General features: G+C 69.2%; 31 protein-coding genes. 16 read left to right on the top strand and 15 right to left on the bottom strand.

The window, feature by feature from the left end:
* The first annotated feature begins 449 nt into the window (after window positions 1-449).
* From DC434_RS17575 to DC434_RS17555, 5 genes are all read left to right on the top strand, one after another.
* Window positions 450-683: a toxin-antitoxin system gene (locus DC434_RS17575; protein ID WP_116636609.1), complete on the top strand. Its 234-nt coding sequence runs from the start codon at window positions 450-452 to the stop codon at window positions 681-683.
* Window positions 680-1,102 carry a type II toxin-antitoxin system VapC family toxin gene (locus tag DC434_RS17570; protein ID WP_116636608.1) on the top strand — a complete coding sequence of 141 codons (423 nt, stop codon included), beginning with the start codon at window positions 680-682 and terminating at the stop codon, window positions 1,100-1,102. The genes DC434_RS17575 and DC434_RS17570 overlap by 4 nt, the downstream gene beginning before the upstream one ends.
* 102 nt (window positions 1,103-1,204) lie before the next feature.
* On the top strand, window positions 1,205-1,483 hold the full coding sequence (locus DC434_RS17565) for a DUF4190 domain-containing protein (RefSeq protein ID WP_116636607.1): 279 nt from the start codon (window positions 1,205-1,207) through the stop codon (window positions 1,481-1,483).
* A gap of 174 nt (window positions 1,484-1,657) precedes the next feature.
* The gene (locus tag DC434_RS17560) at window positions 1,658-2,227 is read left to right on the top strand and encodes an alpha/beta fold hydrolase (RefSeq protein WP_116636606.1); all 570 of its coding nucleotides are present in this window, start codon (window positions 1,658-1,660) and stop codon (window positions 2,225-2,227) included.
* Between the two features lies 1 nt (window position 2,228).
* Entirely contained in the window at window positions 2,229-2,789 is a 561-nt protein-coding gene (locus tag DC434_RS17555) for a cysteine hydrolase family protein (RefSeq protein WP_116636605.1), read from the top strand.
* 19 nt (window positions 2,790-2,808) lie between these two features.
* Here the strand turns inward: DC434_RS17555 and DC434_RS17550 are convergent, their stop codons facing one another.
* Complete coding sequence (locus DC434_RS17550; RefSeq protein ID WP_116636604.1) at window positions 2,809-3,153, bottom strand: LysR family transcriptional regulator; 345 nt, start codon at window positions 3,151-3,153, stop codon at window positions 2,809-2,811.
* Between the two features lie 82 nt (window positions 3,154-3,235).
* Between DC434_RS17550 and DC434_RS20200 the strand changes: the two genes are divergently transcribed.
* Together DC434_RS20200 and DC434_RS17540 are read left to right on the top strand one after the other, a co-directional pair.
* Window positions 3,236-3,433: a hypothetical protein gene (locus DC434_RS20200; protein WP_116636603.1), complete on the top strand. Its 198-nt coding sequence runs from the start codon at window positions 3,236-3,238 to the stop codon at window positions 3,431-3,433.
* A gap of 56 nt (window positions 3,434-3,489) precedes the next feature.
* Window positions 3,490-5,154, top strand: coding sequence for an ABC-F family ATP-binding cassette domain-containing protein (locus DC434_RS17540; protein ID WP_116636602.1), 1,665 nt, complete (start codon window positions 3,490-3,492; stop codon window positions 5,152-5,154).
* A gap of 14 nt (window positions 5,155-5,168) precedes the next feature.
* On the opposite strand, the gene DC434_RS17535 is transcribed toward DC434_RS17540, so the two are convergent.
* The 3 genes from DC434_RS17535 to DC434_RS17525 form a co-directional block, all read right to left on the bottom strand.
* Complete coding sequence (locus DC434_RS17535) at window positions 5,169-5,813, bottom strand: hypothetical protein (RefSeq protein WP_116636601.1); 645 nt, start codon at window positions 5,811-5,813, stop codon at window positions 5,169-5,171.
* A gap of 111 nt (window positions 5,814-5,924) precedes the next feature.
* Window positions 5,925-6,224: a Fe-S cluster assembly protein HesB gene (locus DC434_RS17530; protein ID WP_116636600.1), complete on the bottom strand. Its 300-nt coding sequence runs from the start codon at window positions 6,222-6,224 to the stop codon at window positions 5,925-5,927.
* A 107-nt stretch (window positions 6,225-6,331) separates the two neighbouring features.
* Window positions 6,332-6,817: a GNAT family N-acetyltransferase gene (locus tag DC434_RS17525; RefSeq protein ID WP_116636599.1), complete on the bottom strand. Its 486-nt coding sequence runs from the start codon at window positions 6,815-6,817 to the stop codon at window positions 6,332-6,334.
* Between the two features lie 95 nt (window positions 6,818-6,912).
* On the opposite strand from DC434_RS17525, the gene DC434_RS17520 reads away from it, so the two are divergent.
* The gene (locus tag DC434_RS17520; protein ID WP_116636598.1) at window positions 6,913-7,458 is read left to right on the top strand and encodes a DNA starvation/stationary phase protection protein; all 546 of its coding nucleotides are present in this window, start codon (window positions 6,913-6,915) and stop codon (window positions 7,456-7,458) included.
* A gap of 15 nt (window positions 7,459-7,473) precedes the next feature.
* Here the strand turns inward: DC434_RS17520 and DC434_RS17515 are convergent, their stop codons facing one another.
* Window positions 7,474-8,001 carry a DUF6328 family protein gene (locus DC434_RS17515; RefSeq protein ID WP_116636597.1) on the bottom strand — a complete coding sequence of 176 codons (528 nt, stop codon included), beginning with the start codon at window positions 7,999-8,001 and terminating at the stop codon, window positions 7,474-7,476.
* A 69-nt stretch (window positions 8,002-8,070) separates the two neighbouring features.
* Here DC434_RS17515 and DC434_RS17510 point away from each other — a divergent pair, with 69 nt between their 5' ends.
* On the top strand, window positions 8,071-8,274 hold the full coding sequence (locus DC434_RS17510) for a hypothetical protein (protein WP_116636596.1): 204 nt from the start codon (window positions 8,071-8,073) through the stop codon (window positions 8,272-8,274).
* Window positions 8,275-8,291: 17 nt separating this feature from the next.
* On the opposite strand, the gene DC434_RS17505 is transcribed toward DC434_RS17510, so the two are convergent.
* Window positions 8,292-8,882: a 1-acyl-sn-glycerol-3-phosphate acyltransferase gene (locus DC434_RS17505; protein ID WP_116636595.1), complete on the bottom strand. Its 591-nt coding sequence runs from the start codon at window positions 8,880-8,882 to the stop codon at window positions 8,292-8,294.
* Window positions 8,883-8,905: 23 nt separating this feature from the next.
* Window positions 8,906-9,508 carry a carboxymuconolactone decarboxylase family protein gene (locus DC434_RS17500; RefSeq protein ID WP_116636594.1) on the bottom strand — a complete coding sequence of 201 codons (603 nt, stop codon included), beginning with the start codon at window positions 9,506-9,508 and terminating at the stop codon, window positions 8,906-8,908.
* A gap of 129 nt (window positions 9,509-9,637) precedes the next feature.
* Here DC434_RS17500 and DC434_RS20195 point away from each other — a divergent pair, with 129 nt between their 5' ends.
* Complete coding sequence (locus DC434_RS20195) at window positions 9,638-9,784, top strand: hypothetical protein (protein WP_165808120.1); 147 nt, start codon at window positions 9,638-9,640, stop codon at window positions 9,782-9,784.
* 36 nt (window positions 9,785-9,820) lie between these two features.
* On the opposite strand, the gene DC434_RS17495 is transcribed toward DC434_RS20195, so the two are convergent.
* Entirely contained in the window at window positions 9,821-11,299 is a 1,479-nt protein-coding gene (locus DC434_RS17495) for an MDR family MFS transporter (RefSeq protein ID WP_116636593.1), read from the bottom strand.
* A gap of 166 nt (window positions 11,300-11,465) precedes the next feature.
* Here DC434_RS17495 and DC434_RS17490 point away from each other — a divergent pair, with 166 nt between their 5' ends.
* On the top strand, window positions 11,466-13,520 hold the full coding sequence (locus tag DC434_RS17490; RefSeq protein WP_116636592.1) for an ABC transporter ATP-binding protein: 2,055 nt from the start codon (window positions 11,466-11,468) through the stop codon (window positions 13,518-13,520).
* An 18-nt stretch (window positions 13,521-13,538) separates the two neighbouring features.
* Here the strand turns inward: DC434_RS17490 and DC434_RS17485 are convergent, their stop codons facing one another.
* The 7 genes from DC434_RS17485 to DC434_RS17455 are packed head-to-tail and all read right to left on the bottom strand — an operon-like array spanning window position 13,539 to window position 20,877.
* The gene (locus tag DC434_RS17485; protein ID WP_116636591.1) at window positions 13,539-14,312 is read right to left on the bottom strand and encodes an SDR family oxidoreductase; all 774 of its coding nucleotides are present in this window, start codon (window positions 14,310-14,312) and stop codon (window positions 13,539-13,541) included.
* 19 nt (window positions 14,313-14,331) lie between these two features.
* Entirely contained in the window at window positions 14,332-15,279 is a 948-nt protein-coding gene (locus DC434_RS17480; protein ID WP_243408996.1) for a glycosyltransferase family 2 protein, read from the bottom strand.
* A gap of 22 nt (window positions 15,280-15,301) precedes the next feature.
* Window positions 15,302-16,438 (bottom strand): cysteine desulfurase family protein, encoded by a 1,137-nt coding sequence (locus tag DC434_RS17475; RefSeq protein ID WP_116636590.1) that lies wholly within the window; start codon window positions 16,436-16,438, stop codon window positions 15,302-15,304.
* Window positions 16,439-16,443: 5 nt separating this feature from the next.
* Entirely contained in the window at window positions 16,444-17,295 is an 852-nt protein-coding gene (nadC, locus tag DC434_RS17470; protein WP_116636589.1) for a carboxylating nicotinate-nucleotide diphosphorylase, read from the bottom strand.
* The gene (gene nadB, locus DC434_RS17465; protein WP_116636588.1) at window positions 17,295-18,830 is read right to left on the bottom strand and encodes an L-aspartate oxidase; all 1,536 of its coding nucleotides are present in this window, start codon (window positions 18,828-18,830) and stop codon (window positions 17,295-17,297) included. The genes nadC and nadB overlap by 1 nt, the downstream gene beginning before the upstream one ends.
* On the bottom strand, window positions 18,827-20,164 hold the full coding sequence (nadA, locus tag DC434_RS17460; protein ID WP_116636587.1) for a quinolinate synthase NadA: 1,338 nt from the start codon (window positions 20,162-20,164) through the stop codon (window positions 18,827-18,829). Before nadA ends, nadB begins: the two co-directional genes overlap by 4 nt.
* Window positions 20,161-20,877, bottom strand: a complete 717-nt coding sequence (locus tag DC434_RS17455) for an NUDIX domain-containing protein (protein WP_116636586.1) — start codon at window positions 20,875-20,877, stop codon at window positions 20,161-20,163. The genes nadA and DC434_RS17455 overlap by 4 nt, the downstream gene beginning before the upstream one ends.
* A 265-nt stretch (window positions 20,878-21,142) precedes the next feature.
* Here DC434_RS17455 and DC434_RS17450 point away from each other — a divergent pair, with 265 nt between their 5' ends.
* The 5 genes from DC434_RS17450 to DC434_RS17430 are packed head-to-tail and all read left to right on the top strand — an operon-like array spanning window position 21,143 to window position 26,549.
* Window positions 21,143-22,834, top strand: coding sequence for an ABC transporter substrate-binding protein (locus tag DC434_RS17450; RefSeq protein WP_116636585.1), 1,692 nt, complete (start codon window positions 21,143-21,145; stop codon window positions 22,832-22,834).
* Between the two features lie 32 nt (window positions 22,835-22,866).
* Window positions 22,867-23,862, top strand: coding sequence for an ABC transporter permease (locus DC434_RS17445; RefSeq protein WP_116636584.1), 996 nt, complete (start codon window positions 22,867-22,869; stop codon window positions 23,860-23,862).
* Window positions 23,855-24,841, top strand: a complete 987-nt coding sequence (locus tag DC434_RS17440; RefSeq protein ID WP_116636583.1) for an ABC transporter permease — start codon at window positions 23,855-23,857, stop codon at window positions 24,839-24,841. Before DC434_RS17445 ends, DC434_RS17440 begins: the two co-directional genes overlap by 8 nt.
* Window positions 24,838-25,689 (top strand): ABC transporter ATP-binding protein, encoded by an 852-nt coding sequence (locus tag DC434_RS17435; protein ID WP_116636582.1) that lies wholly within the window; start codon window positions 24,838-24,840, stop codon window positions 25,687-25,689. The genes DC434_RS17440 and DC434_RS17435 overlap by 4 nt, the downstream gene beginning before the upstream one ends.
* Entirely contained in the window at window positions 25,686-26,549 is an 864-nt protein-coding gene (locus DC434_RS17430) for an ATP-binding cassette domain-containing protein (RefSeq protein ID WP_116636581.1), read from the top strand. Before DC434_RS17435 ends, DC434_RS17430 begins: the two co-directional genes overlap by 4 nt.
* The last annotated feature ends 42 nt before the right edge of the window (window positions 26,550-26,591 follow it).

Here is a 26,591-nt window from a genome sequence, read left to right as displayed (position 1 = left end):
CCGACAGCGCCACAGGCGGCACCTCCCTGGCCGACGCCTGCCCCCACACCGCCCCAGGAGTACCCTCCGGAGCTGCCCGAGTGGGCGCAGGGTCACCAGGTTTGGCTCATCTACCCGGACGGTTTCGAGTGCGGCGGCACCGAGGGTGCCCGAACGACTATCGCGCGTTCTTCGGCGAGCCTGGTCCCGTCCTGCCCGATGGCGTCGAGTACTACGACCCGGCCAAGCATGACTGCGTGGCCGTGGCGCCCCTGGGCGTGGACTGCTTCGGGTGAACCGCAGACTCGCCTCACCTGCTCTGCACTCTCCGCGCATCTCTGAGAGTCGTCCACAATCGCTCGCATCTGTTCCCAGGATGGCGTGTGCACGTGCAGGCTCGACGCATGCGAGACAGATCCTCCGCGTTGCCTGATATCATTGATGATATCAAGCAAGGAGGTGGTCGTCCCGTGGCATCGATCATCGTTCGTGGACTCGATGAGTCGGTCAAAGTGCAACTCGCCGCGCAGGCGAAGAGCCATGGACGTTCCATGGAAGCCGAGGTTCGTGAGATTCTGACCAGGGCCGCTCGGAGACCGCACATCGGGCTGGCTCTCATGCACGCCGCCCAGCAAGGGGGTGCTGCGGATGACCTGGAGCTTCCGAAGCGCGATGACATCGCGCGGGCTGCGGACTTCGAGTGATCGTCCTCGACACGAACGTCATCTCGGAGGTCTTCCGATCCGCGCCGAATGAGCGAGTCGTCGCCTGGCTCGAGGCGTGCACCGAGGAAGTCTCCATCACTGCGGTGACACTCGCTGAGCTGTTGGCGGGCCTGGAACGGCTCCCGGACGGCCGTCGGAAAACGGAGCTGACCGCTCGCGTTGACGCGGCGATCGAGCCCTTTCGCGGTACCCGTTCCATCCTGGCCTTCGATGACGCCTCCGCAGCTCACTACGCGAGAGTCCTTCTCGCGCGAGAGGCGGCGGGGCGCCCGATCAGCACGGCTGATGCCCAGATCGCTGCCATCTGCCTCGCCCACTCGGCCACGTGCGCGACACGCAACGTCAAAGACTTCGCTCATACCGGGGTCGACCTGCTCGACCCCTGGCGTGTCTTATAGCATCTCGCGCATGCGGAAAGAGGCGACGAACCACCAGAACGTTTCTATAGTCGACTCGTCGCGATGGGCCCACCTGGCGACACGAAGCCTCGGAAGGTCCCGATGACAACGGCCACCACTGCACCGCGCACGAACACCCTGTCCCTCGTCGGCTTCATCGCCGCGTTCGTGATCCCTGTCGCCGGACTCATTCTCGGTGTGTTCGCGCTGCGGCAGCTGCGCGCGCCCGGCAACCTTGAATCGGGGGCGGGGCTCGCTCGCTGGGCGATGGTGATCGGAGTCCTGGGCGCCCTGGCGCAGCTGATCTTCTTCATCGTGTGGTTCACCCTGTTCTTCTCCGCATTCAACGGGCAGTCGTTCGGCCCGGGGCAGCCCGGCTGAATCCACGACACGATCCCGAGGGCCGTCTCGACGCGGAGCATCGGGCTTCTGTGCCGCCCACGGCATCCGGATAGGCTGGACGAAGGCGGCGTGAGCCGCGGTCCGGCCGCAGGCGTCCGCCGAGTTCGTTCCGCCTGCGCTTCCGACACCGACGGCACGAGGAGACTGACGCCGATGACCGACACCCAGACCTTCGAGCCCGACGGCCGCGCCGTTCCCTTCGTCGACGAAGGCGACGGGCCCGTCAAGCTCGTGCTGATCCAGGAGCAGGGGCTCCCCGCCGACGTTCTGGGCGTCGTCGGGCACTACCTCGCCGAGGAAGCCGGATTCCACGTGCTGCGCATCGGCTACCGTGCCGGCGACGCCGACATCTCGCTCGAGGACCGCGTCGACGATGTCCTCGCGGTGATCGACCATGTCGGCCTCACCGACACCTGGGTCGGCGGACACGGATTCGGCGGAACGATCGCACGCGCGCTCGCCGCATCGCACCATGAGCGGGTCAACGGCCTGCTCCTGCTCGGAGTGGAGGGGAACGACATCCCGGTGGCACCGGTGATTCCCGTGCTCATCATCCAGGCCTCCGACGACACCACCACGGCGCCGGCCAACGGCGAGCGTCTGCAGTCGACCGTGCCCGAGCGCGCGAGCGTGAAGACGATCGCCGGCGGCGACCACCTGTTCCCGATGACGCACGCGATCGAGACCGCGGTGAACATCGAGGAATACCTCGACTGGGACTGAGATGACCTCGACCCCCGCGCAAACATCCGCACGGATGCCGCGCACCGCTGTCGTCGTGATCGACGCGCAGGTCGGCGTGATGCCGGGCTGCTTCGACGAACACGGAACCCTCGCGCGCACCGCGACTCTCGTGGAACGCGCACGCGCCGCGGATGTGCCTGTCGTGTGGGTGCACCACGATCCGGTCGGCGACGGAACGCCCGCATGGGACCTCGCCCCGCCGCTGGCTCGTCACGACGGAGAACCGCTGGTCCGGAAGAGCTATCGCGATGCCTTCGCGGAGACGGACCTGCGCGAGACCCTCGATCGTCTTGCGGTCACACACCTCGTCCTGGCCGGCGCGCAGTCGGACTTCTGCGTGCGCACGACGATGCAGCGCGCGGCGGCGGAGGGATACGACGTCACCCTCGTGGGAGACGCGCACACCACGGTCGACGCGGAGTGGGACGGCGTGCCGATCTCGGGTGAGCAGATCATCGCCCACACCAACATGTACTTCTCGGGGCTGCGGTATCCCGGACAGACCTTCGCGGTCGCGCGGCACGACGCCGTCGACCTGTGACCTCGGCGTCTTCGCGGAGCTAGCGCCCCTGGCGCTTCTTGTACGGCTTCGGCTGACCCTTCACCACGGGCGCGCGGCCCTTGCCCTTGGACGCCTTGGCCTTGCCACCTGCCGGGACGACCGGCTTCGCGCTCGGTGCCGGCGCCGCGGCGATCCGCTCTCGTGCCTCCTCGAGCAGAAGCTCGCCGGCTTTCGTCAGGCGCGTGTCGCCTCCGCGCGTGAAGAGCGGATGGCCGACCTCCTCCTCGAGCTGCTCGATCGACGAATACACAGCCGCCAGCGACACATCGAGGGATTCTGCCGCTCGGGGGAAATGCAGCGTCTCGGCGACGGCGACGAAACGCCGAAGTTGAGTGAGTTTCACGGGGGAGAAGTCCTTTCCCGCAGGAGTCGCGGCAGGTCTTCAGCGTACGCGTCTTCCATCGGGATGTCGGCGTACTCTGGGCATGCCGCCGATCGAAGGGTTCGCCGTGTCCGACCACAACGACCGCTCCTCGCACGAGCACATCCCCGCTCCGGGAGAGCCGACCGTTCCGGAACTCGAAGAAGACGAGACGATCGCACCGCGCCCGGAGGAGGAGATCGCCGACGCGCTGCGGGCGAGACCCGACCTGGAGGACCACAGCGCGCAGCACTCCGACTGAGTCCCGCAGGCGGATCGGGTGCGAGCCCGGCGTCCGCGCGATGACAGGATTGAGTCATGACCGCAACTCTCGTGGCCCAGGGCCTGGCCGGCGGATACGGCCACCGCACCCTCTTCGACTCGCTCGATCTGACGGTCGCGCCGGGAGACGTCGTCGGAGTCGTCGGCGCGAACGGGGCGGGGAAGTCCACCCTGCTCCGCCTGCTCGCGGGCATCGACGAGCCGCAGGCGGGGACGATCGCGCTGGCACCGGCCGACGCGTTCGTCGGATGGCTGCCGCAGGAGCATGAGCGCATCTCCGGTGAGACGATCGCCGCCTACATCGCCCGTCGCACGGGATGCGCCGCGGCGACCATCGCGATGGATGCCGCCGCGGCCGCGCTCGGCGACCCTTCGCTCGCCGCCCCGGGCGTCGACCCGGCAGACGCCTACTCGACCGCCCTCGACCGGTGGCTGGCCAGCGGCGCCGCCGACCTGGACGAGCGACTCCCGGCCGTGCTCGCCGACCTGGGTCTCGAACTCGACGGCGGCGACGCCGACGGGATCCTGATGACCTCGCTCTCCGGCGGTCAGGCGGCTCGTGTCGGGCTGGCGGCGCTGCTCCTCTCGCGCTTCGACATCGCGCTGCTGGACGAGCCGACCAACGATCTGGATCTCGACGGTCTCGAGCGGCTGGAGGCCTTCGTACGCGGACTCCGCGGCGGCGTGGTCCTGGTGAGCCATGATCGCGAGTTCCTCGCGCGCTGCGTGACCCGGGTGCTGGAGCTCGACCTGGCGCAGGGCTCGAACCGTGTGTTCGGCGGCGGGTACGACGCCTACCTCGAGGAGCGGGCCACTGTGCGCCGCCACCAGCGCGAGAAGTACGACGAGTTCGCCGAGAAGAAGGCCGACCTCATCGGCCGCGCCAGGACCCAGCGGGAATGGTCGAGTCAGGGCGTGCGCAACGCGATGAAGAAGGCACCCGACAACGACAAGATCCGGCGCAAGGCCTCGACGGAGTCCAGCGAGAAGCAGGCGCAGAAGGTGCGACAGATGGAGAGTCGGATCGCGCGGCTCGAGGAGGTCGAGGAACCCCGCAAGGAGTGGCAGCTCGAGTTCACCATCGCCGCGGCGCCGCGCTCGAGCTCGGTCGTCTCGACCCTGAGCTCCGCGGTGTACCGGCAGGGTGATTTCGCTCTGGGCCCGGTGTCGCTGCAGGTGAACGCGGGGGAGCGCATCGGGATCACGGGTCCCAACGGCGCGGGCAAGTCGACCCTCCTCCGCGCTCTGCTCGGGCAACAGCATCCGGACGAGGGCACGGCGAGTCTCGGAGCGAGCGTGCAGATCGGCGAGATCGACCAGGCGCGCTCCCTGCTGGCGGGTTCCCAGCCGCTCGCGGCGGCTTTCGAGGAGCTCGTGCCCGAGATGGCCACCGGTGAGGTGCGCACGCTTCTCGCCAAGTTCGGACTCAAAGCCGACCACGTGGGTCGCCCGGTCGACGAGTTGTCACCGGGGGAGCGCACGCGAGCGGGGCTCGCCCTGCTGCAGGCCCGCGGCACCAACGTCCTGGTGCTCGATGAGCCGACGAACCACCTCGATCTCGCGGCGATCGAGCAGCTCGAGCAGGCGCTCGAATCGTACGAGGGGACGCTGCTGCTGGTGACGCACGACCGACGGATGCTCGCCACGGTGCACACCGACCGTCGGTGGCGTGTCGAGTCGGGTCGCGTCACCGAGCTCTGACGAGCGGTCTCGACTCAGAGATCGCTGAAGTCGTCGGCGAGGCCGAAGATCTTCGACACCGTGTCGCCGTCGAGCGCGAGCATGACGTACTGCACGCCGACCTCTCCCGGACGGACGAGCGACATCGTGCCTGGAACCTCGCGGGTGCCCACCGCGAGATAGTCGTTCACGCCGTCGCCGTCGTCGTCCATCGGAAGCTCTTCGGCGCCGGCCGCCAGAGCGTCTGCGCGGCTCGAGCCGATGCCGATCCCGTCGGCGACGGTGAACACGACGCCGGGGGTGTCGTCGCTCCCGATCCAGAGCGCGGCCGGCCCCGACTCGGGGACGTTCAGCCGGACGGCGCCGTCCCAGTCATAGGACGTGAACCCGTACGCATCGGGTCCCTGCGCCTCGGGGACGGGCCCCACGACCTCTCCGAGCGCCGCGCGCACGGCGTCGTGGTCGGTATAGGCGATCAGCGGGCCCTCGTCGATCGACAGTCCGTCGATGGTCACCCGCGCGTCCGCTGTCTCCGGTGTCTCGGACGGCGACGATGACGGCGAGGCGGAGCCCGACGAGATGGTGGACTGCGGTGCCGCTGTCGGCGCACACCCGGCGGCGATGACGGTGAGGATCGCGACGGCGGAGACGATCAGGACACGGGGCGCACGAGTTCGCATGCCTCGATGCTAGGGGCGGGTCCCGAGGCGTGCCGTGGCGCCACGCGCCTCGACCCGAAGACGACGGATGCCGCGACCCCTGAGGGCCGCGGCATCCGGAATCCTGTGTCGTCAGGCGACCTTGGGCATCACCGCGAACGAGACGGCGCCCTCGTCGTCGACACCGGCGTCGAGCACCTTGTCGTCGAGCGCGGTTGCGGCCCCCTCATCGAGGAAGAGGCGGGTGCCGGAGATCTCCACGACCTGGTCCTGCGGCTCCGGGTCGGCGGTCACGAGGACGGCCAGACGGGCGCCGCCTTGCGCGTCGGGAGCGGTGGTGGAGTGGATGCGCAGACCGGCATCCGGGGCTTCGCTCTGACGGCTCACGAGGGTGGAGACGATGGCGGTGGCGTTGTCGGTGAGGGTGAGCACGAGACTCTCCTTCCGGTTGGGGCATGCCGCGGTCGCGACACGTCCGGGCCACGATGCCGGACCTCGTCCATCGGCTCAACCCCCTTGCCGCGATTGTCAGGAGGCTCTCAAGCTCCCAGACGTTTCCGCAGGAAGACCTGGGCGGTCCCGTCGCCGTCCGGCACGCGCTCATGCTCCTCGTAGCCGCAGGCTTCGTAAAGCCGCAGGTTCGCCTCGCTCAGGCTGCCGGTGAAGAGCTCGGCCACATCGGCGCTGGAGGACTCCTCGGCGGCGTCGAGCAGCATCCGTCCGATGCCCTCGCCCTGCAGGTCGGGCGCGATCGCTATCCGCCCGATCAAGAGCAGGCCGTCGCGCTCGACGAAACGGATCGCGCCGACGAGTCGTCCGCCGATCCGTGCGACGAAACCCGATTCCGCGCGCAGCTCGGCCTGCAGCTCGGGAAGCGTCTGGGTCAGCGGGGGCATGTCGACGCTGCCGTAGATCGCCGCCTCCGACACGAAGGCGGCGCGCTGCACCGTCAGCACTTCGCCGGCGTCGCTGTCCTGGATCGTGCTGATCTCGATCTGCGATCTCTGCTGCTGGTCGTCGGTCACGGGTCCGCCTCTCTGTCCTCCGGCCACATTCGAGGCGCGCGCGCACCGGTGTCAACCCCCTCGGCGTGCGTCTCCGCCCCCGTTAGCGTCGACCCATGGCTGACACGAAGACGACCAAGAAGACCGCCGGTACGCCGAAGGGCGGAGCGAAGACGACCCGGCGCCAGAACGCCGAGAAGGGCTTCACCGCATCGCCCGATCTGGCAGCGAACCTGCAGGCCGTGCTCGTCGACCTGCTGGAGCTGGCGACGCAGGGCAAGCAGGCGCACTGGAACGTCGTGGGACGCAACTTCCGCGACACGCACCGCCAGCTCGACGAGATCATCGACGACGCACGCGCCTTCAGCGACACCGTCGCCGAGCGCATGCGCGCACTGCACGCCGTACCCGATGGACGCAGCGTCACGGTTTCGGCCACGACGACGCTGCCGGAGTTCCCGGCCGGCGAGGTCTCCACCTCGGAGACCATCGACCTGATCACCGTCCGCCTCGAGGCTGTCGTCTCGACGATGCGCGATGTGCACGACGACGTCGACGAGGCCGATCCGACATCGGCGGACATCCTGCACGCGGTCATCGAGCGCCTGGAGCAGTTCGCGTGGATGGTCAGCGCGGAGAACCGCAGCCCCGCCGGCCGCTGAGCGAGGTGCGCGGGATCACTCCTCTCCGGTGTCGTCGGAGCGGGGCCGCTCGCGCATCGCCCGCGGCAGGGCCAGCCACAGCGCCACGACCAGCACGAGCGCGGCCACGAGCGCGATGATGCCGGCCGTGCGGTTCACCGTGAAGTCGACGATCAAGGTGGTCACGCCGATGGTCAGCGCTCCGATCACGGCCAGGTCGATCCGGACGATGCGGGCGGCGATCCGCACCAGGTCGGGCTTGCGGCGATGCCCGAACAGCGCGCGGTGCATGCCGACCGGCGCGAGCGCGAGAATCGTCGCGATCGCCGCGAGAGCGACGAGGACGACGTACAGATCGCGTTGGAGCTCGTCCATGTCGGTGAAACGCGGCTGGAAGGCCACGGCGAGGAGGAAGCCGGTGAGGATCTGCGTACCCGTCTGCATGACGCGCAGCTCCTGCAGGAGCTCGAGCCAGTTCCGGTCCGCCCTCTCGTTGGGAGTCTCGTCGCGACCGTCGGCCCGATCGTCGATGTCGGGCTCGTCAGGAGGCAGATCCGCTGTCATGATCTCAGTGTCGTGCCGGTGATCCGGTGATGTCCAGCCCGTTGCCCCACCCCGCTGAAAGAAGGAACGATGACCCTTCCCCCGATCGACGACTGGTGGTCGGACCTGTCGCCCGATGCCCAGCAGTCCGTGCTCGACAGCGACTCACATCTTCTCGATGAGGCGGTACGAGAGGAGATCCGCGTGCTGACCGGAGCCGTCGTCGGGATGGTGGAGCAGCTCTCCGGCAAGGACCTGGCCTACGCCCGGGCGCACACCGCGTCGAAGGACTGACCGGAGCGGCCCGTTCGTCAGGCGGCGTCGGGCGAGGCCGCCGGGTCCTCGCCGCGCAGGCGCGGCTCTGTCCGCCGCTCGGGCCGCACGCCGGCCTTGTCGGCGTAGAACGCCCGGATGCGGTCCATGTCGGCAGCCACGTCGCCGGTGAGGTCGATCGTCGGTCCCAGACCCGAGGTCATGGTCGTGCGGTCGACGAACCCCAGGGTCACCGGCATCCCCGTCTCGCGGGCGATGCGGTAGAAACCGGACTTCCAGTACTCGTTGCCGCCGCGGGTTCCGTCCGGTGTGACGACCAGCCCGAAGACCGTGCGGGCATGCACCTGGCCCACGACGTCCTTCACCACGCGCGCCGGGTCGGCGCGATCGACGGGGATGCCGCCGAGTCCACGCATGATCGGACCCCGCCACCCGCGGAAGAGGCTCTTCTTCCCGAGCCAGTGCACGTCGATGCCGAGGCGCCACGCGATGGCGAGCATCAGGACGAAGTCCCAGTTGGACGTGTGCGGTGCGCCCACCAGCACCGTCGGGCGCGTCGGTGCGCCTTCACTCGTGAGCGTCCAGCGGCTGAACGCCCAGAACAAGCGGGCGAGGAGTCGTTTGAGCATGGCTCAACCGTAGGGGAGACCGGCTATCCATCCGCTGTCGGCTGCGAGCGGCCGGCGGCGTTCGAGCGCGTCAGCGCGGCGGCGATGGTCGGATTCAGGCCGGGGACCTCGTCGACCGGCACGGCGAGGGCGAGCAGAGCCCGGCTGAAGAAGTTCCGCGCCGCCGCCGCGAGGGTGATGTCCACGATCTGCCGGTCCGAATAGCCGACGTCGCGCAGGGCCTGCGTGTCGGCATCCGTCATCGAGGCGGGGTCGTCCGACAGCCGCGCGGCGTACTCGACGACCACCTGCTCGGCGGGGGTGAATCCGGCGTCGTCTCCCGCCGCGAAGGCTTCGAGGGCGTCCTCGTCGAGGACCTCGGCTCGCAGCGACTTGCGGCCGTGAGCGAGGAGGCAGTGGGTGGAGCCGATGGCCCGCGCCGCGCCGAGCGTGGCCGCCTCGTACACGCGGATGCCGATCGACGGCACGATCGCGCCGATCAGGTCCTCGAAGGCGGCATGCGCGTCGGGATTCACAGCCATCGCGCGTGTGTGCCCGAAGACGAAGCCGTCGTCGTCGATGTCGCCCGCATACATCTCGGCGACATGGCCCGTTGCCGCGGCCTCTCCCGGCGTCTCGATGATCATGGCGGCTCCTTCGCTGCGGTCGCCGGAGCGCGCACGCGCCCCAGCATCACAGCGAACGATACGCCGGGCGTATCACGCGGGGAAGGGGCGGGCGGCGCCGGTGGCCTCCGGCAGGCGTACCATCGAAGGATGAAGAAGACGCAGCAGGACACCGCAGCACAGGATGCGCCTCTCGCGCCCCCGCCGCTCGCGGGTGCTCTGAACCTGCTCGAGGCCGATGCGGCCGGTTATTGCAGCGGTGGCGTCTGCCACTTCCCTGCGCCGAAGACGCCGTAGCGGGCAGACGCCACCGAGTAGTGCGATCCGTGTCGGTCAGTGACCGCCGTGGAATCCCTCGCCCGCGTCATCAGCGGGCTTGCGCACGAACGGGCTCAGCGCCACCGCGGCCAGGGAGATGATCGCCGCGATCAGGAACGCCATGCGCGCCCCCGGCGCACCGGCGGTCGCCGTCGAGAGGCCTTCGCTCTCTCCGGCGTGCAGGATCGCGGAGTACGTCACCGTGAGCAGTGCGACGCCCGCAGCGCCACCGACCTGCTGCAGCGTGTTCAGCACGGCGGAGCCGTGAGAATACAGCGAGCGCTGCAGCGAGCCCAGCGACGCGGAGAACAGCGGCGTGAAGGACATCGCGAGTCCGACCGACATCGCGGCCTGAACGATGATGAGCACCCACCACACGGTGTGCTCGCCGACCGTCGAGTAGTAGAACAGCGCGGCGGACACGAGGATGGTTCCCGGGATCAGCAGCGGGCGGGTGCCGCGGGAGTCGTAGACGCGCCCCATCACCGGGCCGAGCAGACCCATGAGCACGGAACCCGGCAGCAGGATCAGCCCGGACTGCAGGGCATTGAGTCCCGCGACGTTCTGCAGGTACTGCGGGAGCAGGGTGAGCGTTCCGAACATCGATAGCGCGAGGATCGTCATGATGATGACCGCGAAGGTGAAGTTGCCGGCACGGAAGACCCGCAGATCGAGCAGCGCGTCGTCGACGCGCTGCAGCAGGAGCTGACGCCAGACGAACAGACCGAGTGTCACGGCTCCGACGACCAGGGCGATGATGCCGGTCGTCTCACCGGAGCCGCCCTCGCCGCCGAACTGGCTCAGGCCGAACACGAGCCCGCCGAAGCCGAGAGCCGCGAGCGGGATCGACAGCACGTCGAGCGGGACGCGACGCGTCTCGCCGAGGTTCGTCATCCACTTGACGCCCATACCCAGGGCGATGAGCGCGATGGGGAGCACGATGGCGAAGAGCGCACGCCAGTTGAACGCCTCGAGCACGGCACCGGCGAGCGTCGGGCCGATCGCGGGCGCGAGCGAGATGACCATGCCGACGCGGCCCATCATGCGGCCGCGCGACTGCGGAGGCACGACGTTCATGATCGTCGTCATCAGCAGGGGCATCATGATGCCGGTTCCTGCGGCCTGGATGACACGGCCGACCAGCAGCACGCCGAATCCGGGCGCGACGAGCGCCACGAGCGTGCCGAGCGAGAACGCGACCATCGCCGCGATGAACACCTGGCGCGTCGTGAAGCGCTGGAGGATGAAGCCGGTCGTCGGGATGACGACGGCCATGGTCAGCATGAAGGCGCTGGTCAGCCACTGGCCGAGCTCGGGCGGGATGCCGAGATCGGTGTTCAGGTGCGGGATCGCGATGCCCATGGTCGTCTCGTTGAGGATCGCGACGAAGGCGGCGACGAGCAGCAGCCAGATGACACGCATGTCGGTGCGAGAGATCTCGCCGGACGAGGGCGTGCGGGTGGTCGGGATGGAGCCGGTATCGACGGCAGACATAGGCGGCCTCCTGGGCGACAAGATGAGGGGGATGTGCGAGAGATCGCGCGAGTCTCTCAGCGTAACCACAGGGTCGGACATTTCATTCCGATCCCGACGAAATCCGCCGAGAGCGGATCCCACGGCCCTCGGTGTCCGCTGCGCTGAGTACGCTGGCGCCATGAGCATGGGCGGTGGCAGGGGTGGTGGGCACGGCGGCGGGTTCCGCGGCGTCGACGAAGACGCGCAGCGGAAGCTGAACGCCGAGGCCCCGCGCATCAGCGGTCTCGGCGCCCGCGTGATCGCGCTGTTCCGCCCGTACCGGTGGCGGATCTTCTTCACCGGCATCCTGGTCGTCGCGGGTGCGGCCATCGCCGTCATCCCTCCGCTGATCGTCCAGCGCATCTTCGACGACGCGCTCTTCCCCGTCGACGGCGGCAGCCCGCAGCTCGAGCTGCTGGCCTGGCTGGTCGCGGCCATGGTGGGACTTTTCCTGTTCTCCGCGGTGCTGGGCGTCGCGCAGACCTGGCTGACGGCGACGGTCGGCAACAGCGTCACCGGCGACCTGCGCGTCAAACTGTTCGAGCACCTCCAGGCGATGGAGCTCGGCTTCTTCACCCGCACCAAGACCGGCGTGATCCAGTCGCGGCTGCAGAACGACGTCGGCGGAGTCTCCGGCGTGCTGACCAACACGGTCACCAGCATCCTCGGGAACGTCGTGACGGTGGTGGCGTCGCTCGTCGCCATGATCCTCATCGACTGGCGTCTGACCCTCATCGCGGTGGTGCTGATGCCGTTCCTGATCTTCGTGCAGCGTCGCGTCGGCCAGGTGCGCGCGCGGATCGCGGGGGAGACGCAGGAGTCGTTGTCGGAGCTGACCTCGATCACGCAGGAGACGCTGAGCGTCTCGGGCATGCTGCTCTCGAAGGCGTTCAACCGGCAGCGCACCGAGTCGCAGCGGTATCAGGCAGAGAACCGCAACCAGGTGACACTCCAGGTGCGCAGGGCGATGAGCGGCCAGGGATTCTTCGCCGTGGTCCAGGTGCTGATGGCCAGCGTTCCGGCGGTCATCTACCTCGTCTCCGGTTATCTGATCACCGGAGGGACCGACGCGATCACCGCCGGCACGGTCGTCGCGTTCACCACCGTGCAGGCGCGGCTGCTGATGCCGCTGATGGGGCTCATGCGCGTCTCGCTCGACCTGCAGACCTCCTCCGCGCTGTTCGCGCGGATCTTCGAGTACCTCGACCTGGTCCCCGAGATCGAGGACGCCCCGGATGCGATCTCGGTGGACGATGCGCCTGGTCCGCGCGGACGCATCGAGTTCGCCGACGTCGTCTTCCGCTATCCCGACGCGTCGGCGGAGGCCCGGCCCACGCTGGACGGCGTCTCCTTCGTCGCCGAGCCCGGACAGCACGTCGCCTTCGTCGGGCCTTCCGGTGCCGGCAAGACCACGATCCTCTACCTGGCACCGCGGCTCTACGAGGCGAAGGGCGGCTCGGTGCTCTTCGCCGGCGCCGACGTGCGCGCGCTGACGCAGGAGTCGATCATCGACAATGTCGGCATCGTCTCGCAGGAGACGTATCTCTTCCACGCGACGATCCGCGACAACCTCCTGTACGCCCGCCCCGGGGCGAGCGAGGAGGAGGTGATCGCGGCGTGCACGGCGGCGAACATCCACCACATCATCGCCGGATTCGAGGACGGGTACGACACGGTCGTCGGCGAACGCGGATATCGGCTCTCCGGCGGCGAGAAGCAGCGCATCGCGATCGCGCGCGTGCTGCTGAAGGACCCGCCGGTCCTCCTCCTCGACGAGGCGACCTCGGCCCTCGACACCGTCTCGGAGCGCGTCGTGCAGGAGGCGCTCGACGAGGCCGCGAAGGGCCGCACCACGCTGTCGATCGCCCACCGGCTGTCGACGGTCATGGGCGCCGACGTCATCCACGTCGTCGAGGCCGGCCGGATCGTCGAGTCGGGTACGCACGCCGAGCTGCTCGCCCACGACGGCCTCTACGCCGAGCTCGCCGCCCAGCAGGTCGCGGCCTCGCGCGTGCTCGCGACCGAGGCGGTCGTCGAGGACGCGGTGACCGGCGGCATCCAGGCGGCGCTCACCGATCGCAGGGCCGACCGTGCGCCCGTGGACTCCGCCGGCGCCGATGCGGTGGCCGCGCTCACGGCTGCGGTCCCGCTGCTCGCCGAGCCGAGGGTCGACGAGCGGGTCTATCCCGCCGAGACCTGAGCGTGGCGCGGGTGCCGGTCAGTGCACCGAGAGGCCTCCGTCGACGAAGAGCGAGTGACCGGTGACGTAGCCGGAGCCTGCCCCGGCGAGGAAGACCGCCGCACCGGCGAAGTCGCTCGGCAGACCGTTGCGACCGATCATGGTGCGTGCGGCGAGGGCGGCGATCTTCTCGGGGTCCTCCTGAAGTCGCGCGTTGAGCGGGGTGAGGACGAACCCCGGGACGAGGGTGTTGCTCGTCACCCCCGTGCCGCCCCAGGCCTCGGCCTCGGACCGCATGAGGGACTCCACCGCGCCCTTGGACGCGCCGTAGATCCCGCTGCCGACGAACGCGCGGTGCGCCTGCTGGGAGCTGATGTGGATGAGCCGGCCGTACCCGCGCTCGACCATTCCGCGGGCATAGTGCTGTCCGAGCAGAAAGGGTGCGAGAGTGTTCACCGTCATCGTGGCATCCCAGTCGTCCTCGGTGATCTCCGCGTAGGGCGGCCGGATGTTGATGCCGGCCGAGTTCACCAGGATGTCCGGGTCGCCGAAGGGTTCGGCCGCCGCCTCGGCGAGGGCGTGGATGCCCGCACGGGTGCCGAGATCGCCGACGACACCGGCGACGCGGCATCCGCTCTCCTGCAGCTCGCGCACGGTCTCGTCGATGCGCTCGGCCCCTCGGGCGACGATGACGGTCGACGCTCCGGCACGGGCCAATGCCGTGGCGATGCCGCGCCCGATGCCCGAGCTGCCGCCGGTCACCACGGCGGTGCGGTCCTCGAGTGAGAAGAGCGCGTCGAGGTAGTCGTTCATGGAATCACCGTTCGTCGAATCACCAGGAGAGCGCCGCAGCGATCGCCTCATCGGGGGAGGCGTCGGCGAACTCCGGAAGCGCGCGGAGCTCGTCGATGAACACGGCGACCTCGGCAGCGTAGGCGGGGTCGTCGTGGGTCGCGGCGATGTCGAGCAGCGAGGGCATGTCCATCGCGAGGATCAGGTCGAGCCGCGCGGTGACGGCCGCGCGCTCGCCGGCGTCCTGCAGCACCCGGATGCCGCCGCGGAGGGCGGCGAGATAGTCGCGCAGAACCGGGAGCTGAGACTTCCCCTGCGTGATCGAGGTGCCGTCGGGGCGCACCCGCCAACGCACGACGACGTCGGGGATGACGTCGAAGGAACGGGCCCGGGTGTACATCAGCTGGGCGACGATCTGATCCTCGTACGCGACGCCTTCGGGGAACCGGAGATCGTGCCAGAAGCCGGTGCGGCTGATCTTCGACCAGGCCACGATGTTCGACACCGCTCGCGGGTGCTGCGCGAGAGACGTGCCGAGCCGTTCAGGATCGGTCGCCGCCGAGATCCACGGCTGCACGCGACCGGCGTTGTACGAGTCGCCGTGCGGGCGCAGTCGCACGTACGCGCCCGCGACGAAGTCGCTCCCGGTCTCGGCGAGCGTCCCGGTCAGGCGCGACAGGGCTTCGGGGGCGAGTTCGTCGTCGCCGTCGAGGAAGCCGAGATACGGGGTGTCGACGAGGGCGAGTCCGACGTTGCGGGCCGCGCCGAGTCCGCGGGAGGCCTCGTGTCTGAGCACGGTGAACCGGGGGTCGGTGCCTGCGGCCTCTGCGAAGATCGCTCCGGTCTCGTCGGCCGAGCCGTCGTCGATGAGGATCGCGCGCCAGCGGGTCTCCGTCTGGGCGCGCAGGGAGGCGAGGGCGGCCGGGGCGAAGGCGGCGATGTCACGTCCGGGGACGATCATCGTCACGATCGGGGCGGATGCAGTCACCAGCCGAGTCTATGGCCGCGCCTCAGACCGAGGCCGCTCGCACGGACTCTGTGACGAGGGCCGTCAGGCGCTCCGGCGCGTCGTCGGGAAGGGGCTCCCGGCCGAACGTGAAGCGCACGGAGGTCTGCGCGACCTCGGGCGGGATGCCGCAGGCGAGGAGCACGGGAGACGGTTCGTCGCTGCCCGCCGCGCACGCCGACCCGCTGGACGAGATCACCCCTCGGCGCTCCAGCTCCAGCAGCACCGCCTCGCCACTGGTTCCCGCGAACGTGAAGCTCGCTGTGCCCGGGAGTCGGTGGTCGGGATCCCCGGTGAGCGCCGCCTGCGGAACGGCGCGCAGCACGCCGGCGATGAACCGCGCCGTCGCGGCGCCGACGCGGGCGGACGCGACCTCCCGCTCGGCCTCGGCGAGTTCGAGGGCCGTCGCCAGGCCGACGGCGCCGGCGACGTTCTCGGTGCCGGAGCGGCGTCCGCGCTCCTGACCGCCGCCGTGCAGCAGCGGCTCCAACGGAACCCGACCGCGCACCGCCAGCGCACCGGTGCCCTTCGGGGCGCCGAGCTTGTGTCCGGCGATCGACACGGCATCCGCGCCGAGATCTCGCAGCGGCAGCCATCCGGCCGACTGCACCGCGTCGAGATGAAGCGGGACGCCGGCCGCGCGGGCCACCGCTGCGAGAGCCGCGACATCCTGCACCGTGCCGATCTCGTTGTTCGCGTGGCCGAGGGAGACGAGCGCCGTGTCCTCGCGGATTGCCTCCGCGAGGGCGGACGGCTCGATGCGTCCCGCGGCGTCGACACGGAGTCTCGTGACCGCGACGGAGTGGAAGCGGCTCAGATAGTCGGCGGATTCGAGGATCGACTCGTGCTCGATGGGGGACACCACGAGGTGCCTCCGCCCGGCGTCGAGTGCCGCGAGCACGATGCCCTTGAGAGCCAGGTTGTTCGCCTCGGTGCCTCCCGCGGTGAACACCACGTCGCCGCGGCGCATGCCGAGCACGCTCGCCACCCGGCCTCTGGCGTCGTCGAGCGCGCTCGCCGCGGCCTCGCCTGCCGTGTGGTGACTGGAGGGGTTCCCGAACACCGCCGTGAGGTACGGATGCATCGCAGCGAGCACCTCCGGTCGTACCGGAGACGTGGCGGCGTGGTCGAGGTAGAGCATGGTGCTCAGTCGATCCGCAGGTCCAGGCCGAGGTCGAGGGCTCTGGCCGAGTGGGTCAGCGCCCCGACCGAGATGACGTCGACACCGGTCGCGGCGATGTCGTGCACGGTGTCGAGGTTCACGCCGCCGGAGGCTTCGACGGTCGCCCTGTCGCCGATCAGCGCGACGCCCGCGCGCAGGTCCTCGAGCGAGAAGTTGTCGAGCAGCACCGTATGCGCACCGCCGTCGAGGACCGCCGGGATCTGGTCCAGGCGATCGACCTCGACGACGACGTGCGTCGTGTGCGGCAGTCGGGACAGCGCGTCGCGGAGGGATGTCGCGAGGTCGGCGCCTGAACGCTTCAGCACCGCGAGGTGGTTGTCCTTGGCCATCACGGCATCCGACAGCGAGTAGCGGTGATTGCGCGCTCCGCCCGATGCGACCGCATGCCGCTCGAAGGCGCGGAGCCCCGGCGTGGTCTTGCGGGTGTCGGCGATGCGCGCGCCGGTGCCCTCGATCGCGCGCACGTAGGCGGCGGTGAGCGTCGCGATGCCGCTCATCCGCTGCGTGAAGTTCAGTGCCACCCGCTCGGCGGTGAGGATGCTGCGCGCCGAACCGGACACCGAGGCGAGCACGTCTCCGGCGGCGAACTCGTCGCCGTCGCCCACGTGCAGGTCGACCGTCAGCGTGGGGTCGGTGAGGGCGAAGGCCGTCGCGAAGACCTCGCCGCCGCTGAACACGCCGGCTTCGCGTGCGACGAGGTCGGCCGTGGCCGTCGCCTCCGCGGGGAGCAGGGTCGTGCTCGTCAGATCGCCCCAGGGGGCGTCCTCTTCGAGGGCCGCGCCGACGACGCGCGTGAGGGTGGCGGGTGTGAGCATCAGACGGTCTCCAGGATCGGTGCGGCGCTGCGGGTCTCGGCATCCGTGAGCCGGTAGTGGGCACCGACCGAGCCGGCGCGGGCGAGAGCGGCGGATGCCGTCGCCTCGGCCAGCAGCAGCAGGTTCGCGTCCTCGTGCTCCCCGACCGTGCGGGGCGCGGGCGCACCGAGGCGCCACGCGCGCACGGCGTCGAGGGTGTTCCGAAGGCCCTCGCCGGTGCGCAGGAGTCCGACCTCGTCCCACATCAGCTGCTGCAGAGCTGCGCGGGAGAAGTCCCGGACCTCGCTTCCGTCGCGATACTCCACGGATGAGGGCGCCGGATCGGTCGATTCCTGCGACCCGAGGGAGGTGGATACGGGCCAGGGGTCACCGAGCGCCGCCGCCGCCCGCGCGCCGAAGACGGCGCCTTCGAGCAGGGAGTTGGACGCCAGGCGGTTGGCCCCGTGCACACCGGTGCGCGCGACCTCGCCGACGGCGAAGAGCCCGGGGAGCGTGCTCCGACCCTCGAGATCGGTGACCACGCCGCCCATCAGGTAGTGGGCAGCGGGCGTCACCGGGATGGGGCCGGTCGACCAGTCGAAGCCGCGTTCGCGCGTCACCCTGTCGATGGTCGGGAAGCGCGCGGCGAGGGTCGAGGCTCCGAGCATGGTGGCGTCCAGGCGCACCGGACCGCCCTGCGCCGCGGCCCGGCGGGCGATCGCCCGGGAGACCACGTCGCGCGGTGCCAGCTCGCCGTCGGGGTGGCTGTCGAACACGAACCGCCGACCGTCGTCATCGATCAGCGTCGCTCCTTCTCCGCGCACGGCCTCGGAGATCAGGAAGGCGGGGCCGTCGGCGAGGATCGTCGGATGGAACTGGACGAACTCCAGGTCGTCGACCGCGGCACCGGCGCGCAGGGCGGCGGCGATGCCGTCACCCGTGGTCCCGGCCGGGTTCGTCGTGTGCGCGTAGAGATGCCCGGCTCCGCCGGTGGCGAGGATCACGGCGTCGGCCGCGAGGTCGGATGCTGTCGCGTTTCCCGAACGGTCACGGATCAGCATGCGGATGCCGCGCACCGCGCCGTCGCTCACGACGAGGTCGGACACGAACGCGTGCTCGATCACGTCGATCGTCGCGCGACGCACCGCCGCGACGAGCGCGCGGGAGATCGCCGCCCCCGTGGCGTCTCCGCCGGCGTGCACGATGCGGGCGTGACTGTGCGCGGCTTCGCGGCCGAGCAGCAGCACGCCGTCCGCATCGCGGTCGAACCCGACGCCGCGGGTGATCAGCTCGGCGATCCGGTCGGCGCCGTCGGCGACGAGGGCTTCGACAGCCGCCTCCTCCGAGAGGCCGGCGCCGGCGGCCAGCGTGTCGGCGGCGTGCTGCTCCGCCGAGTCGCCGGTGCCGTAGACCCCGGCCACGCCGCCCTGCGCATAGCCGGTGCTGCCGTCGCCGAGCGCGCCCTTCGTGACGATCGTGACAGCATGCCCGGCCTCCCTCGCGTGGAGAGCCGCGGTGAGCCCGGCGATGCCGGAGCCGACCACCAGGACGTTCATCGCGCGCCGACCGTCACCGGCGGCTTCGCCGCCAGCATCCGCTCCAGGGCCACCCGCGCGGGATCCGCGACGTCGGCCGACACGGTGATGCGGTTGGGCGTGCGTCCGGCCACGAGCTCCTCGAGCACCCAGGCCAGGTATCCGGGGTGGATGCGGTACATCGTCGAGCACGGGCACACGACCGGGTCGAGGCAGAAGATCTCGTGCTGAGGGTACTGGGCCGCGAGGCGGCGGACGAGGTTGATCTCGGTCCCGATCGCGAAGGTGGTCGGTTCCGTGGCGCCATCGATCGCGCGGCGGATGTAATCGGTGGATCCGGCCTCGTCGGCGGCGTCGACGACCTCCATCGGGCACTCCGGGTGCACGATGACCCGCACGCCGGGGTGCTCCGCGCGTGCCTGATCGATCTGCGCCACGGTGAAGCGACGGTGCACGGAGCAGAAGCCGTGCCACAGGATGACGCGGGAGTCGATGAGCTCGGCTGCAGAGGAGCCGCCCAGCGGCCGACGCGGATTCCACATCGGCATCTGCTCGAGAGGCACGCCCATCGCCTTCGCCGTGTTGCGGCCGAGGTGCTGGTCGGGGAAGAACAGGACGCGCTGACCGCGCTCGAACGCCCACTCGAGCACCGTCTCGGCGTTCGACGACGTGCAGACGATGCCGCCGTGGCGCCCCACGAAGCCCTTGATCGCTGCGGAGGAGTTCATGTACGTGACGGGGATCACGGGCACCCGGCCGTCGGCGTCGGCGGTGTCCAGGTCGCCGAGGACGTCGGCCAGCTGCTCCCAGCACTCCTCGACCTGATCGATGTCGGCCATGTCGGCCATCGAGCATCCCGCCGCCAGGTTCGGCAGGATCACGGCCTGTTCGGGCTGCGAGAGCAGATCGGCGGTCTCGGCCATGAAGTGGACGCCGCAGAACACGATCGCCTCGGCATCCGTCCTGCCCTTGGCTGCCGTCGCGAGCTGGAACGAGTCGCCCACGTAATCGGCGTGCCGAACCACCTCCTCGCGCTGGTAGAAGTGGCCGAGGATGACGACGCGATCGCCGAGGGTCGCCTTCGCGGCTTCGATGCGCGCGTGGAGCGCGTCCTCGTCGGCCTCGCGGTAGGCCGCGGGGAGCTCGCCCTGACGCGGGGCGCCGGTCGGGATGACGTCGCCCATCGAGGAGCCGGGGCCGTAGCCGGGCCGGGCGTCGAAGTCCCACGGGCCGGCGGCGAGGTCGGTCGCGCAGGTGGCGTCGGTCGACGCTCCCTCGACGATCGCCTGGATCGCGTGATCGACCGAGGGATCGAGTGCCGGAACCGCGGGCGTGGGGACGAAGGTGATGCTCATCGGGTGCTCGTTTCTTCGGAACCGAGCGGGCCGCGGTCGGCCAGCTCGACATCGGTGTTGTAGCGGTACAGACGTGCAGGTCGGTGGCTCCCGGTGCGGAAGCGCTCGGTGGGGAGCAGGTTGCCTGTCGCCTCCACCTGGCGACGGAAGTTGGCGGGGTCGAGCTGCTTGCCGAGGATCGCCTCGTAGGCCTCCCGCAGATCGGCGAGCGTGAACTCGGCAGGGAGGAACCCGTGCGCGACGCGGCTGTAGCCGACCTTGTTGCGCAGGCGCCAGAGCGCGTACTCGATGATCTTCGCGTGGTCGAACGCGAGCGGAGGCAGGGCGTCGACGTCGAACCACTGCACGTTCTCCGGGGCGCGTCCTGAGGCGATGTGAGCCGCGCTCTGCGCCACCACATCGTCCTGGCGGAGCAGCGCCCAGTACACGATCGACACGACGCGGGTGGGGGAGCGGTCGACGGCGCCGAAGGCGTAGAGCTGCTCGAGATAGCTGGGGGCGAGGCCTGTGGTCTCGGCGAGCGTACGGGCCGCGGCGTCGACGGGCGATTCGTCGGCGGTGAGCCAGCCGCCCGGCAGTGCCCACTGGTGCGCGAAAGGTTCGCGCGTGCGCAGCACCAGCGGCAGCGACAGGACCGCTGCGCCGTTCTCCGCACGGCGCAGCGTGAGGATCACCGTCGAGCCGGCGACCCGGATGCCGCGGGTTTGAGTCATGGGTACCTTAACCTCCGAGATCGATCTTAGTGTCCTTCTGACACTTAGTGAGTGCAGATGACGAGAATTCCCGTCGAGTCCGAAACGTTATCTCCCGACCGGGTGGAGGCTTGTCCGCCGCGGCAGGGTTTGTTAGGTTACTGTCCTAACAAACCCTGCGAGGTCGGCCCAACAGCTCCTCCCGGGTTTCCACGAACCCCAGACGGGGTTCTGCTCCATCCGGAGAAATCCCTCCTGCAGTGCAGCACCGAGAGGAAACAGAAGAATGATCCGTAACGGAAAGCGCAAGATCGCGCTCACCGCCGTCGCAGGGGCATCCGTCCTGGCCCTGGGCCTCACCGCCTGTGGCACCGGCGGCAGCGGCGATGGCGGCAACGCCGATGGCGACCGGGCCCTTCGGGTGTGGGCCGGTAGCCAGACCCCGATCACCGCGAACTACAACCCGTTCGCACCGACCGTGCTCCATGGCGCGCTCGGACCCATCTACGAGCCGCTGTTCTTCTTCAACAAGACGTCCGACTCCGAGCCCGTGGGCCTGATCGGCGACTCGTACGAGTACAACGAGGACGGCACGGTGATCACCATCACCATCAAGCCCGACCTCAAGTGGAGCGACGGCGAGCCGCTCACGGCTGCGGACGTCGCGTTCTCCTTCAACTACGAGGCGAACAACCCCGAGGGCAACGGACTCGTGTCCGCTGAGGCCACCGACGACACCACTGTGGTGCTCACCTACGCGGCCGCGCAGTACACCACCGAGTTCCAGCGCCTCGGCTCGACGTACATCCTGCCCGAGCACATCTGGGCCGACGTCGCCGACTTCGCGAACTTCGCGAACGAGGAGCCGGTCGGATCCGGCGCCTACGTCGTCGACAAGACCACCAGCGAGTCGTACACGCTCGTCGCGAACGAGAACTTCCGCGACGCCGACAAGCTCGGTGTGAAGAAGGTCCAGTACATCGCGGTCGACAACAACCAGACCGCACAGGATCTGCTCGCGGCCGGTGAGCTCGACTGGACGGGCATGTTCATCCCGAACCCGGACGATGTCACGGCCAACGGCAAGATCAGCTGGGTCAACACCCCGCAGGACCCGACCGTGCTCTACACCTGCTCGAACGCCGACCTCGGCTGCACCGGTCCGCAGACGGATGTCGCCGTGCGCCAGGCGCTCAACGTCGCGATCGATCGCGCGGCGATCAAGGACAAGGCGTTCGTCGGTCTCACCGGCGACATCTCCCCGACCTACGCGCTGCTCCCGCGCGACGAGAAGTGGGTCGCGGATGCCGCCAACGAGGTCAGCCCGCAGGAGGCGGACGCCGCCGAGGCAGCCAAGATCCTCGAGGCCGCCGGCTACGTCAAGGACGGCGACTTCTACGCGAAGGACGGCGTGCCGCTCGAGCTCACTCTGACCTCGGTCGACGGCTGGACCGACTACAACGACGCAGCCAAGCTGATCGCCGAGCAGGCCGCGGCCGCGGGCATCAAGATCACGGCGTCGACCGTGCAGTGGCAGGAGTTCTCGGACTCCCGTCAGGGCGGCGAGTACCAGCTCATCGTCGGCGGCATGATCGGCACCTCGGTGGCCGACCCGTTCCAGATCTACCGCGACTGGGTCGGTGGCACCGCGGTCCAGTCGACCAGCCCCGTCGGCACCGAGGTCCCCGCCGGACGCTGGAACTTCAGCCGCTACGACAACCCCGTCGTCGACGCCGCGATCCAGTCGGCGATCAGCACGAACGACGAGGCCGAGAAGAAGGCGCTGTACGGCACGATCCAGACGGAGATCGTCCGCGACCTGCCCTACATCCCGCTCGTCATCAACGCCACCCAGACCTTCTACAACACGAAGGACTTCACGGGTTGGCCGACGGAGGAGGAGATGTACGCCTTCCCGCCGTCCTGGGGTGCGATCGCGGCAGGCTACGTCCTGACGCAGCTCCAGCCGGCTAAGTAGGACGAAGGGACGGGGAAGCAGGAAGCAGTGACATGAAGTTCTATGCACGAAGAATCGGGTTCTACGCGTTCACGCTCTGGGCCGCGATCTCTCTCAACTTCCTGCTTCCCCGGCTCATGCCGGGGAACCCCGCCGACATCATGATCGCCAAGATGCAGCGGGCCGGCGGCGAGATCTCCGAGACCACCATCAGGAACATCAAGCTCCTGCTGGGCGGCGACGACTCCTCGCTATGGGAGCAGTACCTCTCCTACTGGGCGCGCATGTTCCGCGGCGACCTCGGCATCTCGGTCACGAAGTACCCGACCCCGGTGACCGAGCTCATCGCCGGCGCGATCCCGTGGACCCTCGTCCTGGTGGGTACCGCGACCGTCATCTCCTTCATCCTCGGCATCGCGCTCGGCGCCTGGGCGGGGTGGAAGCGCGGGACCTGGGTCGATCATCTGATCCCGGCCACGACCGTGCTGCAGTCGATCCCGTACTTCTGGTTGGCGCTGATCCTGGTCGCGGTGTTCTCCGTGGGGCTCGGCTGGTTCCCGCTCTTCGGCGGGTACGACGTCTTCGACTTCCCCGACGGGCCGGAGCCGACCTGGGCGTTCTTCTCCGATGCCTTCTCGCATGCTCTCCTTCCGGCGATCACCATCGTCATCTCCTCGGTGGGCGGCTGGATGTTCGGCATGCGCAACATGATGGTCGCGACCCTCGCCGAGGACTACGTCCTCACCGCCGAGGCCAAGGGCCTTCGCCCGCGGCGCATCCTCACCACGTACGCCGCGCGGAATGCGGCGATCCCGTCGATCGCCGGCTTCTCGATCACCCTCGGCTTCGTCGTCTCGGGCTCCATCGTGATGGAGCAGGTGTTCACCTACCCCGGCATCGGCAAGCTGATGTTCCAGGCGGTCACCAACAACGACTACGCGCTGATGCAGGGGCTGTTCCTCGTGATCACCATCACGGTGCTCGCGGCCAACTTCTTCATGGACCTCGTCTATGGCTTCATCGACCCGAGGGCTCGCCAGAATGTCTGATCCGCAGAACACCGCCGGCCTCCTCTCCGTCGAGGAGACGCCCACGACGGCACCCGCCAGCACGATCGCGATGGCGACGCAGCAGGACCGCAAGCGCCGTCGCATCCTTCCCAGCACGTCGCCGAAGTTCATCGTCGGCTCGATCCTGGTGCTCGCGACCGTCCTGTTCGCGATCATCGCGCCGATCTTCACTCAGAACCCGCGCAGCACCGCGAATCCCGCTCTTCAGGCGCCGTCGGCGGAGCACTGGCTCGGCACCACGAAGCTCGGCAACGACATGTTCGCCCAGCTCGCGATCGGCGCTCAGGGCTCGCTGCTCGTCGGACTGATCGCCAGCGTCATCGCCATCGTGCTGTCGCTCCTCTTCGGCGTTCTCGCCGGCTACCTGGGCGGATGGCGCGAGGATGGACTCGCGCTCATCACCAACGTGATGCTCGTGATCCCCGCATTGCCGCTGGTCATGGTGATCGCGTCCTTCGTCCCCCAGCGCACCTGGCAGCTGGTGGCGATCTTCCTCGGCATCACCTCCTGGGCGGGCGCGGCCTACGTGCTGCGTCTGCAGACACGCTCGCTGCGCACCCGCGACTACGTCTACGCCTCGAAGGTCGCCGGAGAGAGGTCGCTGCGTGTGATCCTCGTCGAGATCATGCCGAACCTCCTCCCGCTTCTCACCGCGCAGTTCCTGTTCGCCCTCATCTTCGCGATCCTCGGGGAGGCGGGACTCTCGTATCTGGGACTCGGACCCACGGACTCGATCACCTGGGGGACGATCCTCAATGATGCGCAGTCCGGTCAGGCTCTCGGACGAGGGGCGTGGTGGTGGTTCGTGCCGCCGGGACTGATGATCGCCGTCATCGGCGCAGGCCTCGTCCTCATCAACTTCGCGATCGACGAGGTCATCAACCCGAAGCTCCGCAACGCGCCGGATGCGGCCCGCCGCGTGCGCAAGGCCGCCAAGACCAAGGGGGTCACCGCATGAGCGACGCCGTGCTGACAGCGACGAACGTGTCGATCGAGTACGAGGTCGATCCGCCCGTCAAGGCCGTGCGCAATGTCTCGCTCACTTTGAACCGCGGCGAGATCCTGGGACTCGCGGGGGAGTCCGGCTGCGGGAAGACGACGCTCGCCTACGGGATGAATCGTCTGCTCAAGCCGCCGGCGCTGATGACGAGCGGCGAGATCGTGTTCCACGACCGCGATGGGCACGACATCGACATCGTGGGCCTCGACGGCGACGGTCTGCGGGCGTTCCGGTGGGACAAGATCTCGATGGTGTTCCAGGGGGCGATGAACTCGCTCAACCCGGTGATCGATGTGAAGGCGCAGATCTTCGACATCTTCGACACGCACCGCCCCGGGATGTCGAAGAAGGACAAGACCGCGCGCGCCGAGGAGCTGCTGACCCTGGTCGGGGTGGACCCGTCGCGTCTGACGAGCTTCCCGCACGAGCTCTCCGGCGGCATGCGCCAGCGCATGATGATCGCGATGGCCCTCGCGCTGGACCCGCAGGTGATGATCATGGACGAGCCGACCACCGCACTCGACGTAGTCGTGCAGCGGGGCATCATCCGCGAGATCATGCGGCTGCGTGAACGACTCGGGTTCGCGGTCATCTTCATCACGCACGACCTGCCGATGCTGATCGAGATCAGCGACCGGATCGCGGTGATGCTGCAGGGACAGATCGTGGAGCAGGGGACGGCGGAGGAGATCTACCGGACCCCGCAGCACGAGTACACGAAGAAGCTGTTGTCGAGTTTCCCGTCGCTGAAGGGCGAGCGGGGCGACTTCGTCCGCACGGGCGTGAGCCAGGAGGGGACCCGATGAGCACGAAGACGGATGCCGCGCGCGGCACGGGCACGCTGGAGGCGCGGAACCTGACCAAGGACTTCCACCTGCGTTCCGGGTTCAAGACGACGACCCTGCATGCGGTGAAGGATGTGTCGTTCACGCTCGAGCCGGGGCGGACGGTCGCGCTGGTGGGGGAGTCCGGGTCGGGCAAGTCGACGATCGCGCGGATGCTGATGAAGCTGGAGACCCCCACGAGCGGGGACATCCTCCTCGACGGGGTGCCATCGGGGACGCACGGGCGCACGTTGGAGCGATACCGGTCGGATGTGCAGATGGTGTTCCAGGACCCGTTCGCGTCGTTGAACCCGTTCCACACGATCGTGCATCACCTGGAGCGACCGATCCGGCTGCATCACCCCGAGTTGAGCAGTGCTCAGGTGCGGGAGCGGGCCGTCGAGCTGCTGGAGCGGGTGCGGCTGACACCGGGGGAGAGCTTCGCGGAGCGTCGCCCGCACGAGCTGTCGGGTGGGCAGCGGCAGCGTGTCGCGATCGCCCGGGCGCTCGCGCCCGGGGCGCGGTTCATCGTCGCCGACGAGCCGGTGTCGATGCTCGACGTGTCGATCCGCCTCGGCGTGCTGAATCTCCTCGCCGAGCTGCAGCGTGAGGAGAACCTCGGGGTGCTGTACATCACGCACGATCTCGCGACCGCCCGGCACTTCTCCGACGAGATCATGGTCCTCTACAAGGGTGACGTCGTCGAACGCGGACCCGCCGACGAGGTCATCCTCCACCCCCAGCACGACTACACCAAGACGCTCCTCGGCGCGGCCCCCGAGCCCGAGAACCTCGGACGCCTCCGTGACGAGGTCCGCGCCGAACTCGGCATCCGATCCTGAAGGGCTCCGGCTAGACTGAACCCCACAACTGAAGACAGGCCG

The organism is Microbacterium sp. TPD7012, from assembly GCF_003075395.1.
Taxonomy (GTDB): Bacteria; Actinomycetota; Actinomycetes; order Actinomycetales; family Microbacteriaceae; genus Microbacterium.
Note: the sequence above shows the minus strand (reverse complement) of the source record. Positions and strands in the feature narration are given on the sequence as shown.